Genomic DNA, 13601 nt, shown 5'->3' with positions numbered 1-13601 from the left:
ACATGGGACTGAAGTGCAAACCCCTGTGGGAGCGAGCTTGCTCGCGATGAGGCCATCACTGGCAACAATACGCTTCAGCGCTTGGCTTCAGCCCTAGGCCCCACCACCACCCACCAACGCGTGTGATGCTCGACCTGCACCGGCAAAGTCGGCAGCAGGGCGGTCAGGGCCAGGTCGGTGTCGTGCAGCGGAAAGCTGCCGGTGATGCGCAAGTCCGCCACCTGGGGCTCGACGCCGAGATATCCACGCCGGTAACGCCCCAGCTCCCGGATCAAATCTTCAAGGCGCGCGTTGTCCACCACCAGCATCCCGCGGGTCCAGGCATCGGCCCCCGCGTTCAAGGCCACGGCCGGCCCGAGGCCATCCCGGTGCATCAGCACTTGCTGGCCTTCGCGCAGGATCTGTTCTCCTTCGCTGCGCTGCGGGTGCGCCGCCACCGCCGATTTCAACACACTCAAGCGTGTGCCCTGGTCTTCGAGCTTGACCAGAAAACGCGTGCCCAAGGCGCGCATGCTGCCTTCGCGAGTCTCGACGATGAACGGCCGCGGATCGTTGTGGCCGGTCTCCACGAGAATCTCGCCTTCCTGCAAAACGATAAGCCGCTGCTTGTCGTCGAAACGTACATCCAGCGCACTGTGGGTATTGAGGTTGACCACCGTGCCGTCCGCCAGGCGCAACGTGCGCTGTTCGCCCGTGGCGGTGCGCTGGTCGGCCAGCCAATAATCCAGCGGCAGGTAACGGTCGCCGGCGAACAGCGCCAGGCCGATGACCGCGACGACACTGGCCAGGCCACTGCCAACCTTGCGCACCCGTCGCCGGATGCTGGCCTTCGATTGCAGCAACGCGGCCCGGGCAGGTCCGCTGGCGATGCTGAAGCGTTGGTCAAGCATGCCGAGCTGTTGCCAGGCGCGGGCGTGCTCTTCATCGGCGGCGTGCCATTGAGCGAATGCTTCCCGCTCCTGGGGACTGCCGCAGCCAGAATCCAGGGACAGCTGCCAGGCAATGGCCGCATCGAGAACGCGCGCCGAGACCGGTTTGCCAAGGGCTGCGGTCATGTCGGCTCACCATAAAGCGCGATGTAGCATTGCCGCATGCCTTGGGCCAGGTATTGCCGTACCCGCGGGACCGAAACGCCAAGGCGCTCGGCGATCTCAGCGTGGCCGAGGCCGTCGAGGCGGTTGTAGAGGAATGCCGCCCGGGCCTTGCTGGATAATTTTCCAAGCAGGCGATCGATATTCTTCAGGTCTTCGAGAATCAGTTGTTGCTCTTCCACCGACGGCTGCTCGCCTTTCGGGACCAGCATCAGTTCGGTCAGATAGGCCTGTTCGAGCGCGGCCCTACGGAAGTAGTCGAACAACAGTCCCTTGGCGATCGCCAGCAGGAACGCGCGCGGCTCGCGGGGCGCCTTCAACTCCTCGCGACCCAGCAAGCGCACAAAGGTGTCCTGGCTCAGGTCCTCGGCCCGTTGCGCACAGGCCACGTTGCGTCGCAGCCACCCCAATAGCCAAGCGCGATGGTCGCGGTATAACGCACCAACCAGATCACTATGAGGACTGGGGACTGACGACACAGAGCATCACCGACGTTTTAAGTAACGAGAATTGTTCGCGATTGTGGCAGAGGCGGGGGAGGGAAAGCAATTGGCGCTGGTCGGAGCCCATAACTCAATACTTCTGTGGGAGCGACCCTGCTCCCGATAACGGTGGGGCAGTGGCATTGAGGTCCACTGACACTGCGCCATCGCGAGCAAGCTTGCTCCCACAAAAGCTCCCGAGCGCTCGGGTCTTGGATTAAAGCGAAGGCGCCTGCTGCCGCCGTTTCCATTGGCCCAGGCGTTGCTGCAGGTCGAGCGGGCTGTGGATATCCTTCTGGCGGGCGCGGCTGAACAGGATCAGCGCCAGCTCCGCGGTGGCCAGGGCGTCGGCGCTGGCGTTGTGGCGATCGAAGACTTGCAACTTGAACCAGTCGATCCAGTCGTCCAGGCCTCCTTGGCGGATATGAGCCTGTGGGCAAAGCATCGGGGCCAGGTCCGCCACGTCGATGAAGGGGTGCTGCAAGCGATAGCCCAGGTATTCCTTCAACGCTCGTCCGAGCATGTGACTGTCGAAAGGCGCATGAAACGCCAGCAGTGGGCTGTCGCCGACGAACTCCATGAACGCCAGCAGCGCGTCGGCCGGGTCGCTGCCGGCGGCGATGGCGCTTGGCGCCAACCCGTGTATCAACACGCTTGGCCCGAGTTTTTGTTTGTCGCATTGCAACGTCCGCTCGAACTGCTGGCTGAAGTCGATGGCGCCGTCTTCTATCACCACCGCACCGATGGACAACACTTGGTCTTTGTTCAGGTTCAGGCCGGTGGTTTCCAGATCGACCACGACCCAACGCTGTTCCCGCAGGCTGCATTCATTCAGTTGTGCTGCCGCGGGCAGGGCTTCCAGGCGCTGTTGCAAATCCTGCGACAACGTCGGCTGGACCGGACGCAGCCAGGAAAACAGGCTCACAGCTGATACCTCAACGTCAGGCTGCTTTGCAGACGTTGGGCCTGGCGCAGAGATTCGCGCAGGATCCGCCGGTCCAGGTGGTTGAGGCTCTCTGGATCGACGCGGTTGGAGTAGGGAAGGTTCTCCCGGGTCTGCAATTGGTGTTGTTGCATCCGGGTCTGCTGGATGAAGTGATAGGCCTCTTCATAAGCGGCGCCATCAAGCGGCTCGATGACTTCCTTGACCACCAGTTGCCGCAAGCGCTCCAGGGTATTGTTGGCTTCGATGCCATTGGCCAGGGCCAGCAGTCGCGCGCCGTCGACGAAAGGCGTCAGCCCTTGTACCTTCAAGTCGAGGGTGGCTTTTTCGCCGTTCTTGCGGGTCAGCACAAAGTCCCTGAAGCGTCCAACAGGCGGCCGGTGGCGAAGAGCGTTTTCGGCCATCATGCGCTGGAACAATCGGTTGTCGGCCACTTGATCGAGAATCTGCTGGCGCAGTTGCTCGCAGCTTTGTTCATCTCCCCAGACCACTCGCAGGTCGAAATAGATGCTTGAGCCCAGCAGGTTCTCCGGCGTCGCTTCGCGGATGAAGGCCGCGAAGCGACGCGCCCATTCCGCGCGGGACAGGCACAGCTCGGGGTTGCCCGCCATGATGTTGCCTTTGCACAAGGTGAAACCGCACAGCGCCAGGCTCTGGTTGACCTGTTGGGCGATGGGCAACAGCAGGCCACGGATCTGCGCGGCGTGGGCGGCGTCCCGGGCTTCGAACAGGATGCCGTTGTCCTGGTCGGTATGAAGGGTCTGCTCGCGGCGGCCTTCGCTGCCGAAACACAGCCAACTGAAGGGCACGCCTGGGTCGCCTTTATCGGCCAGGGTCAGTTCGATGACCCGGCACACGGTGTGGTCGTTGAGCAAGGTGATGATATGGGTAATCTGGGTCGACGACGCGCCGTGGGCCAGCATGCGCTCCACCAGTTGGCCGATCTCTCCGCGCAGGGTGACCAGGTTTTCCACACGAGGGGCATTACGAATCGTGCGCGCCAGATGCACCAGGTCGACGCGTTGCAAGGAAAACAGATCCCGTTCCGACACCACGCCACACAGGCGATGCTCCTTGACCAGGCAGACATGGGCAATATGACGCTCGGTCATGGCAATGGCGGCATCGAAGGCGCTGTGCTCCGGTGACAGGAAAAACGGCGCCTGAGTCATGTGCATCGCAATCGACTCGGAAAAATCCCCGGTACCGTCGGCCACGACCTGACGCAGGTCGCGCAGGGTGAAAATGCCTACCGGCGCTTTCTGTTCGTTCACCACGACGATGCTGCCGACTTGTTGCTCATGCATGAGTTTGACGGCTTCGCGCAACGGTGTTTCAGGTGAACAACTGACCGGATGACGCATCGCCAGCTCGCCCAGGCGGGTGTTCAGCGAATATTGCGTGCCCAGCGTCTGGGCAGATTTTTGCTGCACTTGCTGGTTGACCAGGTCGAGCAGGCTGCTGACGCCGCGCAAGGCAAAGTCGCGAAACGGGCCGGACAAGGCAAACAGCTTGATGAACGCCAACTTGTTCAGTTGCAGACAGAACGTATCTTCACCGGCCCGATGCTCGGTGCGGGTAGCGCGCTCACCCAACAGGGCGGCGAGGGGGAAGCATTCGCCCGTGGTGATTTCAAAAGTGGTCTCGGTGCCGCCCTTCGCCGAATGGGGACGCTCGCCCACCACCCGGCCCTGCTTGACGATATAGAAGTGTTCCACCGGGCCGTCGGCCGGCTTGATGATCGTTTCGCCCGGCGCGTAGAAGCGCAGCAGGCATTGCTCCACCAGATAGGCCAGGTGGGCGTTTTCCATCTGGTTGAACGGGGGGAAGCGCTGGAGGAATTGCAACGTCCCCTGAATGTTCTGCAACACGGCGGTTTTCCCTGCCTGGATGAAGGCGTCCGCTTTTTTCATAACCATTGCGCAATCTTTTTCGAATTGTTGTGGTCGGATCTGTTCGCCATGGTCGGCCTCTGGACGTGGAGTGCCCATTGGACGTAAGTCTAGGTCGCCACGATAGAGCCGGAACTACGGAAATATCCCACGCCTCGCCTCGGAAAATTCTTCAGGGAAGACTCTTGGAAAAAAATCCGACGAAGTGCACATTGAAGCGCCGCAGAACGATGTCTGACCACTGTGCCAAGGGATCGATTCAAGGAACGTAGAGAGCACCATGTCCGACCACGATATTTTGAGTGACGCCGAGCGCGAGGCGCTGAGTGCCGTCATGCTGGAACCCGACCTGCCGCCGCAGCGTGTGTTGATCGTCGATGACGACAAGGACGCCCGCGAGCTGTTGTCGGAAATCCTGGCATTGGACGGCATCCACTGCATGACCGCCGCGAGTGGCGAAACCGCGCTCAAGATGTTGGAGACCAAGCCGTCCATCGGCCTTCTGATCACGGACCTGCGCATGGGCAATGTCGATGGCCTTGAGCTGGTGCGCCTGGTGCGCGAGTCGGAGCGTGCGGCGCTGCCGATCATCATTGTGTCCGGCGACGCCGACGTGAAGGATGCCATCGAGGCGATGCACTTGAGCGTGGTGGATTTCCTGCTCAAGCCGATCGATACCGACAAGCTGCTGGGGCTGGTCAAGCATGAGTTGGGGATGGATCTCTAGACCGCTGTACTGGCTGGTTTTTTGTGGCGAGGGCGCTTGCTCCCGCTCGACTGCGCAGCAGTCGCAAGTCCGCAGATAAGGTTTCAAAATAGCTGAAAAGAAGGGCTGCTGCGCACCCCAGCGGGAGCAAGCGCCCTCGCCACAAAAGCAGTTAGTGATCGCAAATGAAAAAGCCCTGGTCTTTCGGCCAGGGCTTTTTCATTGCTATCTACCGCTCAATCACAGCCCATTGGCGGCCTTGAACTCGCGTCGGCGACGGTGCAGCACCGGCTCGGTGTAGCCGTTTGGTTGCCGGGTGCCTTCGATCACCAGCTCGACCGCCGCCTGGAAGGCGATGTTGCTGTCGAAGTCCGGCGCCAGCGGGCGGTACAGCGGGTCGCTGGCGTTCTGGCGGTCCACGACCGGTGCCATGCGCTTGAGGCTTTCCATCACCTGCTCTTGCGTGACGATGCCGTGGCGCAACCAGTTGGCGATGTGCTGGCTGGAAATGCGCAGCGTCGCGCGGTCTTCCATCAGGCCGATGTCATTGATGTCCGGCACCTTGGAGCAGCCGACACCCTGGTCGATCCAGCGCACCACGTAGCCAAGGATGCCCTGGGCGTTGTTGTCCAGTTCGTGTTTGATCTGCTCTGCCGTCCAGTTCGGGTTGACGGCCAGTGGGATGGTCAGGATGTCGTCAACCGAGGCGCGCGCACGCTTGGCCAGTTCGGCCTGGCGGGCGAACACGTCGACCTTGTGGTAGTGCAGCGCATGCAGCGCGGCGGCGGTCGGCGACGGAACCCAGGCGGTGTTGGCGCCGGCCATCGGGTGAGCGATCTTTTGTTCGAGCATCGCTGCCATCAGGTCCGGCATCGCCCACATGCCCTTGCCGATTTGCGCGCGGCCTTGCAAGCCGGTGCTCAAGCCGATGTCGACGTTCCAGTTTTCATAGGCGCCGATCCACTTCTCGGCCTTCATGTCGGCCTTGCGCACCATCGGGCCGGCTTCCATGGAGGTGTGGATTTCGTCGCCGGTGCGGTCCAGGAAGCCGGTGTTTATGAACACCACGCGCTCGCTGGCAGCCTTGATGCAGGCCTTGAGGTTGACCGTGGTACGGCGCTCCTCGTCCATGATGCCGACCTTGAGCGTGTTGCGCGGCAGGTTCAACACGTCTTCGACGCGGCCGAACAGTTCGTTGGTGAACGCCACTTCTTCCGGGCCGTGCATCTTCGGCTTGACGATGTACACCGAACCGGTGCGGCTGTTGCGGCGCGAGGTGTTGCCGTTGAGGCTGTGGATCGCCGCGAGGCTGGTGACCAGCCCGTCGATGATGCCTTCCGGCACTTCGTTGCCGTCCTTGTCCAGGATCGCGTCGATGGTCATCAGGTGACCGACGTTGCGCACGAACAGCAGCGAGCGACCGTGCAGCGTCAAGCCCGAACCGTCGACGGCGGTGTAGGCGCGGTCGGGGTTCATGGTGCGGGTGAAGGTCTGGCCGCCCTTGGCGACTTGCTCGGACAGGTCGCCTTTCATCAAGCCGAGCCAGTTGCGGTAGATCACCACTTTGTCATCGGCATCGACCGCGGCAACCGAGTCTTCGCAGTCCATGATGGTGGTCAGCGCGGCTTCCATCAGGATGTCTTTGACACCGGCGGCGTCGGTTTGGCCGACGGGGGTGCTGGCGTCGATCTGGATCTCGAAGTGCAGGCCGTTGTGTTTCAGCAGCACCGCGCTCGGCGCCGACATATCGCCTTGGAAACCGATCAGTTGGGCGTCGTCGCGCAGGCCGCTGTTGGCGCCGCCCTTGAGGGCCACCACCAGCTTGCCGTCGACGATCTTGTAGGCAGTGGAATCAACATGGGAGCCGGCCGCCAGGGGGGCCGCTTCGTCGAGGAATGCGCGGGCGAAGGCGATGACCTTGTCGCCGCGCACCTTGTTGTAGCCTTTGCCTTTTTCCGCGCCATCGGCTTCGCTGATGGCGTCGGTGCCGTACAACGCGTCGTACAACGAACCCCAGCGGGCATTCGAGGCGTTGAGGGCGAAGCGGGCGTTCATCACCGGCACTACCAGTTGTGGGCCGGCCATGCGGGCGATTTCGTCATCGACGTTTTGAGTCGTGGCCTGGAAATCCGCCGCTTCTGGCAGCAGGTATCCAATGTCTTGCAGGAAGGCTTTGTAAGCCACGGCGTCGTGGGCCTGGCCGGCACGGGCCTGGTGCCAGGCGTCGATCCGTGCCTGGAAGTCGTCGCGTTTGGCGAGTAGGGCTTTGTTCTTCGGAGCCAGGTCATGGATGACCTTGTCGGCCCCGGCCCAGAATGCGTCGGCGGTGAGGCCGGTTCCGGGAATGGCTTCGTTATTAACGAAGTCGAACAGGACTTTGGCGACCTGCAGGCCACCGACTTGAACGTGTTCAGTCATTGCTTGCCTCACTCTGCTCAGCTATTTCGCTTTTCAGCTCTTCGATTTTGACAATGAAGCCTCGGGACATTTAAACCACAAACCCCTGAACCAGTACATGCCATCGCTGGCGGCTGGGTTGTTAAGCCTTGCTGGACGGGGCTTTCAGGGGTGCGACTGGCCTTAAGCAGACATCGGTACAACAGGATTGCCGCGATTATGTAGTGCTCGCTGGGGAATACTACATGATCATTTGCGCTTGTGAAAATTAGACTAATTGCGTCGTTCTGCGACCGACTAAAGCAGTACAGTCATTGCGCGGCATGGGATGTTCTCAAAAAACAGATGGATTGTTCCAGATAAATCTCAATAACTGTACACATTAACCGAAAATGCCCCGACCGCGCTGTGGGCGGGCCTTGCCTATACTGTCTTCTCCATCCATTACAGGGCTGCGCCATGGACCATCTCGTCATTACTGTTTTCGCCCCGGACAAACCAGGGCAGGTCGAGCGAATCGCCCAATGCATCGCCGAACATGGCGGAAACTGGCTGGACAGCCGCATGTCCCACCTCGCCGGGCAGTTTGCCGGAATCCTGCGTCTCAGTGCCCCGGCCGAGTCCCATGAAGAATTGATCGAAGCCTTGCAAGGCCTGTCGGCCCATGGCATTCGCGTGCTGATCGCCGAGAACGCGATCGAAGAATCATGCACCTGGAAACCTATCGCGATGGAATTGGTGGGCAATGACCGTCCGGGTATCGTGCGCGACATCACTCGTCTGCTGAGCGAGCAGGGCGTGAACGTCGAGCGCTTGATCACCCAGGTGCGACCGGCACCGATGAGCAGCGAGTTGCTGTTCCATGCCGAGGCGATCCTTGGGGTGCCGTTGACCTTGTCGCTGGACACGCTGCAGGCATGCCTGGAAACCCTGGCCGATGAATTGATGGTTGAGTTGAAATTCAGCGACGAAACCTGACAGGTGTTATCCAAGGAAAAACTGCGCCTGCCTGTGGATAACCTGTAGAGACCTGGCGCCAGCCCAGGCCCGTCGGGCCTCAGCCAGCGATGATCAAAAAATCACCAGTTTTCAAGGGGTTGTGCACAAACGGCGGGGATCACGTTGTGGATAACCTTTGGAAGGATAAGCGCAGGCCACGCAAAACGTGGCCTGTAGAGGTGTGTGCGTTTTTTGATCAGCTGCGACGGCGCATGCCGATCACGGCATCGATGCTGTACACAGCCAAACCGGCCCAGATGAACAGGAACGCCATCAGCGTGCTGGAGGACAGGTGCTCGTCGAACAGCAGCACTGCGAGCAGCAGCACGAGGGTTGGGGCGATGTATTGCAGGAAACCCAGCGTGGTATAGGGCAGGTGTCGCGCCGCCGCGTTGAAGCACACCAATGGCACGAGCGTCACGGGGCCGGCCGCCACCAGCCACCACGCTTCGGACGTGGTCCAGAACGCGGCCTGGGCACTGGTGGCAGTCGGGTTGAACAGCAGCCACGCGATGGCAATCGGCACCAGCATCCATGTTTCCACCACCAGCCCAGGCAAAGCCTTCACTGGTGCTTGCTTACGGATCAAGCCGTAGAAGCCAAAAGTCAGCGCCAGCACCAGCGATACCCACGGCAGGCTGCCCACCTGCCAGACCTGCTGGGCCACGCCAACCGCCGCCAGCCCTACGGCCACCCACTGCATGCGCCGCAGCCGCTCACCCAGGATCAACATGCCCAGCAACACGTTGACCAGCGGATTGATGTAGTAGCCCAGGCTGGCTTCGAGCATTCGACCATTATTCACAGCCCAGACATAGGTCAGCCAATTGGCCGCGATGAGCGTGCCGCTCAGGGCCAGAATAGCCAGGCGACGCGGATTGTCCCGCAACTCGCGCCACCAGCCAGGGTGTTTCCAGACCATCAGCAACGCCCCGCCGAACAAGGCCGACCAGAGTACTCGGTGGATGATGATTTCCACCGATGGGACGCTGGCGATGGCTTTGAAATAAATCGGGAACAGACCCCAGATGATGTAGGCGCTCAGGCCCAGGGTGTACCCGCGACGCGGGTTGGCGGCTTGCATGCAGAATCCTTGCTTAGGCAGCTAACAAAAAATTGATTGTAAGGAGATTTGTCTGGTTGTGCAGCGAACCTTTCATTGCCGATCCCACAGGGATTTTCAGTGGCTTTGGAACCCAGCCCAATCAGAACAACTTCAGCGGCTCTTCATTGAGCGCCGCCAATTGCTCGCGCAATGCCAACACCTGGTCGCCCCAATAACGCTCACTGCCAAACCACGGGAAGCTTCGCGGAAACGCCGGATCATCCCAGCGGCGGGCCAGCCAGGCGCTGTAGTGCATCAGGCGCAGGGCACGCAGGGGTTCGATCAGTGCCAGTTCGCGCGGTTCGAAGTCATGGAATTCCTGATAGCCGTCCATTAATTCCGATAGCTGGCCCAGGCACTCCTGGCGATCCCCGGCGAGCATCATCCATAGATCCTGCACGGCCGGGCCCATGCGACAGTCGTCCAGGTCGACGATGTGGAACACCTCGTCGCGGCACATCATGTTGCCGGGATGGCAATCGCCATGCATGCGGATGTTCTGATGGGGCGTGGCGGCGTAGACCTCTTCGACACGCTTGAGCAGATCCCTGGCCACCGACTCGTAGGCGGGTAGCAGGCTCGTGGGGACGAAACCACTTTGCAGTACCGTCTCCAGCGAGTCATGGCCGAAGTTCTTCACGCCCAGCGCTTCACGGTGCTCGAACGGGCGGGTGGCTCCGATCGCATGCAAGCGCCCGAGCAGTTGGCCCAGGCGATAGAGCTGATCGAGATTGCCCGGCTCCGGCGCTCGTCCACCTCGACGGGGAAACAGGGTGAAACGAAACCCTGCGTGCTCATGCAGGCTGGCGCCGTTGTGAACCAACGGTGCCACCACCGGCACTTCGTGATCAGCCAGTTCGAAGGTGAAGCGGTGCTCTTCCAGGATGGCTTCGTTGGTCCAGCGCTGCGGACGATAAAACTTGGCGATCAGCGGTTCTGCATCTTCGATGCCCACTTGATAAACGCGGTTTTCGTAGCTGTTGAGGGCCAGCACCCGGGCATCACTGAGAAAGCCGATGCTTTCGACGGCATCCAGGACCAGGTCGGGCGTGAGGGTTTCAAACGGATGGGACATGCTGACTCCTGCGCAGCGGCAGGGCTGCCGCGTCCGGCCCAGCATGGTAGCGCAAAGCGGTCATGATGGGTCGGTAGGCATTGGGTCGCTCTTCGTGGCGAGGAAGCAAGCTCCCCCGCCACGAAAGTGTCAGGCGCCGATGACGCCGCCGTCTTCGCGGGTAATCACCATCACCGAAGAGCGTGGCTTGCCGTTGGGCAGATGCTCGGGGAACGTCGAGCCACCGTTTTCGCCTGGATGCTGGATGCCGACGAATATGGCCTTGTAGTCCGGGGCGAAACTGATCCCGGTGACTTCACAGCCCACCGGTCCGACCATGAAGCGGCGAATCTCACCGCTGTTGGGGTCGGCGCACAGCATCTGGTTGTTGCCCATTCCCGCAAAGTCCCCCGTGTTGCTGGAGTCGCCGTCGGTCTGGATCCACAGCCGCCCGCTCTTGTCGAAACCCAGGCCGTCAGGGCTGTTGAACATATTTTGCGCATTGACGTTGGACGATCCGGCCTTGGGCGTGCCGGCGTGTACCGTCGGGTTGCCGGCGACCACGAACAGGTCCCAGTCGAAGGTGTTGGCGGCGTGATCGTCGCGGTCGGTGCGCCAGCGCAGGATCTGCCCGTAGACGTTTTTCGCCCGCGGGTTGGGCCCGTCCACCGGCTGGCCGTCTTCGCCGCGCTTGGCGTTGTTGGTCAAGGTGCAATAGACCTGGCCGTCCTTGGGGCTTACCACGATCCACTCTGGGCGGTCCATGCGAGTTGCGCCAACGACGCTGGCGGCCAGTCGCGCATGGATCAGGACTTCGGCCTGGTCATTGAAGCCTTTTGCCGCGTCCAGGCCATGTTTGCCATGGGTCAGCTCGATCCACTGGCCCTTGCCTTTGGGGTGGTCCGGATTGCCGTCCCCGGCATCGAAGCGCGCCACGTACAAGGTGCCGTGGTCGAGGAGGTCGCGGTTGGCCTTGGCATTGCGGTGATCGATGCGATCACGGCTGACGAACTTGTAGATGAATTCGCCACGTTCGTCATCGCCCATGTACACAACCGCTCGCCCATCATCGGTCTGCGCCAGGGCGGCGTTTTCGTGTTTGAAACGGCCCAGGGCGGTGCGTTTCACCGGCGTGGATGTCGGATCGAACGGATCGATTTCCACCACCCAGCCATGGCGATTGAGTTCGTTGGGGTTCTTTGCAAGATCGAAGCGAGGGTCGTGCAGGTGCCAGTTGATTTCGCGGCTGGTGACGGTGGCGCCGTAGCGCTTTTGACCGTCATCGAATTTCAGGTCGGGCTGGCTGCTGCCGAAGCAGTCAGTGAAGTTTTCTTCGCAGGTCAGGTAAGTGCCCCATGGCGTCATGCCGTTGGCGCAGTTCTGGAAGGTCCCCAGCACATTCTTGCCGCTCTTGTCGGCGAGGGTTTTCACCCAGTCGTGACCGGCAGCCGGGCCGCTCAGGCGAATCGGCGTGTTGCCATGAATCCTGCGGTTGTAGCGCGAGTCCTGGACGAACTGCCATTGGCCTTGACGACGCTCGATCTCGATCACCGACACGCCTTCGCTGGCCTGGGCCTTGTGCACTTCTTCGGCCGACTGCGGTTGGCCGCCGTGGGGGAAGAGGTAGCGGTAGTTGGTGTACTCATTGTTGATCGCCATCAGCGCCCGGTTTTCGTCGCCAGGGAACGGGAACAGGCTCATGCCGTCGTTGTTGTCGCCAAACTGCACTTCCTGGGCGCGGGCGGTGCCGTTGCCGCTGGGGTCGAAAGCCGGGGCGTTTTTCTGTAGCGGCTGGCCCCAACTGATCAACACCGAGGCCTTGTAGCCTGGTGGGAGGGTAATGGTGTCGGTCGTCGCGGCGGCAATGCTGTCGAAGCCCAGCATGCTTTTGTTGCCTTCGCTCACGGCGGCGGCCATGACGCTGCGGCTCAGCAGGTTGCCGCCCAGGAACATCGCCGCGCCGCACAGGGCACCCGCGCCGATGAAACGTCGACGGCTCAGGCCGACGATCTTTTCCAGATCGGTGGATTGGTTTTCTTCTAATAGGCTCATCATCGGGCTCCCTGCTGGTTTTGGCAGCCACCTTAAAGCGGGTCGATGACGATTTTGTTGCAGCGCTTTATAGCGGCGTGCCCAGCAGTACATTTGTCGAAGAAAACCGCACCTGCACCGGCGAATCGCAGGTCAGGTTGCGTTCGCCCAATTGAGACGGGGCGGCGAGGGCGCAAAGGGTCTGACCGTTGGGCAGACCGATACGCACTTCGCTGGGGCCGTCTTCGGCGATGGCGATGTGTTCGATGATGCCGTGGAGCGTATTGGTCGGCGGATCCTCCGGCTGATCGGAGGGGTACAGTTCCAGCCAGCCGGCCTTGATCAGCGCGACGACTTCGGTGCCGGTCTCCAGCTCCAACCGCTGCGTACTGTCATGAGTGATCTGCGCTTCAATGACCAGCCCGCGGGCCAGTTCAAGGCGAACACGATCGTTGTGGCCCTGGGCGGTGATATCGAGGACCTTGCCATGCAATTGGTTTCGGGCGCTGGTGCGCAGCATCAGGCGTCCGAGCAAGCCCAGGTCGCCTGCGTCCTCGCTCGCTTCCAGAAGCTGCGCCTGCAAGGTTTGCAGGCGCTGGTAAAGACGCAGCACGCGCTGGCCTTCCTCCGACAGCTTTGCACCGCCTCCGCCCTTGCCGCCAACGCTGCGCTCGACCAGTGGCCTGTCGGCCAGGTTATTCAACTCATCGATCGCGTCCCATGCCGCTTTGTAGCTCAGCCCGGCGCTCTTGGCAGCCCGGGTGATCGAGCCCTGCTCGGCGATGTGCTGCAACAGCGCGATGCGTTGTGGTCGGCGGACGATGTGTTGGGTCAGGAGCGTAGGCAATGACATGACGGAAACTGCGCGGGAATCGAAGCAAGGACGTTGGCGCCTCGGCGC

General features: G+C 61.4%; 11 protein-coding genes. 2 read left to right on the top strand and 9 right to left on the bottom strand.

Going from position 1 to position 13601, the window contains the following annotated elements:
• Positions 1-74: 74 nt before the first annotated feature.
• From J3P76_RS23305 to J3P76_RS23290, 4 genes are all read right to left on the bottom strand, one after another.
• Positions 75-1055, bottom strand: a complete 981-nt coding sequence (locus J3P76_RS23305; protein WP_434609156.1) for a FecR domain-containing protein — start codon at positions 1053-1055, stop codon at positions 75-77.
• Positions 1052-1570 carry an RNA polymerase sigma factor gene (locus J3P76_RS23300; RefSeq protein WP_434701290.1) on the bottom strand — a complete coding sequence of 173 codons (519 nt, stop codon included), beginning with the start codon at positions 1568-1570 and terminating at the stop codon, positions 1052-1054. Before J3P76_RS23300 ends, J3P76_RS23305 begins: the two co-directional genes overlap by 4 nt.
• Before the next feature lie 220 nt (positions 1571-1790).
• Positions 1791-2498: a 3'-5' exonuclease gene (locus J3P76_RS23295; RefSeq protein WP_434609160.1), complete on the bottom strand. Its 708-nt coding sequence runs from the start codon at positions 2496-2498 to the stop codon at positions 1791-1793.
• The gene (locus J3P76_RS23290) at positions 2495-4429 is read right to left on the bottom strand and encodes a putative nucleotidyltransferase substrate binding domain-containing protein (RefSeq protein WP_434702051.1); all 1935 of its coding nucleotides are present in this window, start codon (positions 4427-4429) and stop codon (positions 2495-2497) included. The genes J3P76_RS23295 and J3P76_RS23290 overlap by 4 nt, the downstream gene beginning before the upstream one ends.
• Before the next feature lie 259 nt (positions 4430-4688).
• Here J3P76_RS23290 and J3P76_RS23285 point away from each other — a divergent pair, with 259 nt between their 5' ends.
• Positions 4689-5135: a response regulator gene (locus J3P76_RS23285; protein ID WP_060740319.1), complete on the top strand. Its 447-nt coding sequence runs from the start codon at positions 4689-4691 to the stop codon at positions 5133-5135.
• A gap of 219 nt (positions 5136-5354) precedes the next feature.
• On the opposite strand, the gene J3P76_RS23280 is transcribed toward J3P76_RS23285, so the two are convergent.
• Positions 5355-7532 (bottom strand): malate synthase G, encoded by a 2178-nt coding sequence (locus J3P76_RS23280; protein ID WP_434701289.1) that lies wholly within the window; start codon positions 7530-7532, stop codon positions 5355-5357.
• 438 nt (positions 7533-7970) lie between these two features.
• Here J3P76_RS23280 and J3P76_RS23275 point away from each other — a divergent pair, with 438 nt between their 5' ends.
• Complete coding sequence (locus tag J3P76_RS23275) at positions 7971-8489, top strand: glycine cleavage system protein R (protein ID WP_420764915.1); 519 nt, start codon at positions 7971-7973, stop codon at positions 8487-8489.
• Between the two features lie 217 nt (positions 8490-8706).
• On the opposite strand, the gene rarD is transcribed toward J3P76_RS23275, so the two are convergent.
• The 4 genes from rarD to J3P76_RS23255 form a co-directional block, all read right to left on the bottom strand.
• Positions 8707-9594 (bottom strand): EamA family transporter RarD, encoded by an 888-nt coding sequence (rarD, locus tag J3P76_RS23270; RefSeq protein WP_434701288.1) that lies wholly within the window; start codon positions 9592-9594, stop codon positions 8707-8709.
• 121 nt (positions 9595-9715) lie between these two features.
• Complete coding sequence (locus J3P76_RS23265; protein WP_434701287.1) at positions 9716-10690, bottom strand: serine/threonine protein kinase; 975 nt, start codon at positions 10688-10690, stop codon at positions 9716-9718.
• A gap of 129 nt (positions 10691-10819) precedes the next feature.
• Complete coding sequence (locus J3P76_RS23260) at positions 10820-12721, bottom strand: PhoX family protein (protein WP_434701286.1); 1902 nt, start codon at positions 12719-12721, stop codon at positions 10820-10822.
• Positions 12722-12788: 67 nt separating this feature from the next.
• Positions 12789-13553 carry a TOBE domain-containing protein gene (locus J3P76_RS23255; RefSeq protein WP_434701285.1) on the bottom strand — a complete coding sequence of 255 codons (765 nt, stop codon included), beginning with the start codon at positions 13551-13553 and terminating at the stop codon, positions 12789-12791.
• Between the last annotated feature and the right edge of the window lie 48 nt (positions 13554-13601).

It is taken from the genome of Pseudomonas sp. D1-36, from assembly GCF_051132205.1.
GTDB lineage: Bacteria > Pseudomonadota > Gammaproteobacteria > Pseudomonadales > Pseudomonadaceae > Aquipseudomonas.
This window is presented reverse-complemented; position numbering and strand designations above follow the sequence as displayed.

Coding starts and splice junctions, on each gene's coding strand:
- J3P76_RS23290 (WP_434702051.1), bottom strand. CDS start 4,429: ATGAAAAAAGCGGACGCCTTCATCCAGGCAGGGAAAACCGCCGTGTTG.
- J3P76_RS23260 (WP_434701286.1), bottom strand. CDS start 12,721: ATGAGCCTATTAGAAGAAAACCAATCCACCGATCTGGAAAAGATCGTC.
- rarD (WP_434701288.1), bottom strand. CDS start 9,594: ATGCAAGCCGCCAACCCGCGTCGCGGGTACACCCTGGGCCTGAGCGCC.
- J3P76_RS23285 (WP_060740319.1), top strand. CDS start 4,689: ATGTCCGACCACGATATTTTGAGTGACGCCGAGCGCGAGGCGCTGAGT.
- J3P76_RS23265 (WP_434701287.1), bottom strand. CDS start 10,690: ATGTCCCATCCGTTTGAAACCCTCACGCCCGACCTGGTCCTGGATGCC.
- J3P76_RS23280 (WP_434701289.1), bottom strand. CDS start 7,532: ATGACTGAACACGTTCAAGTCGGTGGCCTGCAGGTCGCCAAAGTCCTG.
- J3P76_RS23275 (WP_420764915.1), top strand. CDS start 7,971: ATGGACCATCTCGTCATTACTGTTTTCGCCCCGGACAAACCAGGGCAG.
- J3P76_RS23305 (WP_434609156.1), bottom strand. CDS start 1,055: ATGACCGCAGCCCTTGGCAAACCGGTCTCGGCGCGCGTTCTCGATGCG.
- J3P76_RS23255 (WP_434701285.1), bottom strand. CDS start 13,553: ATGTCATTGCCTACGCTCCTGACCCAACACATCGTCCGCCGACCACAA.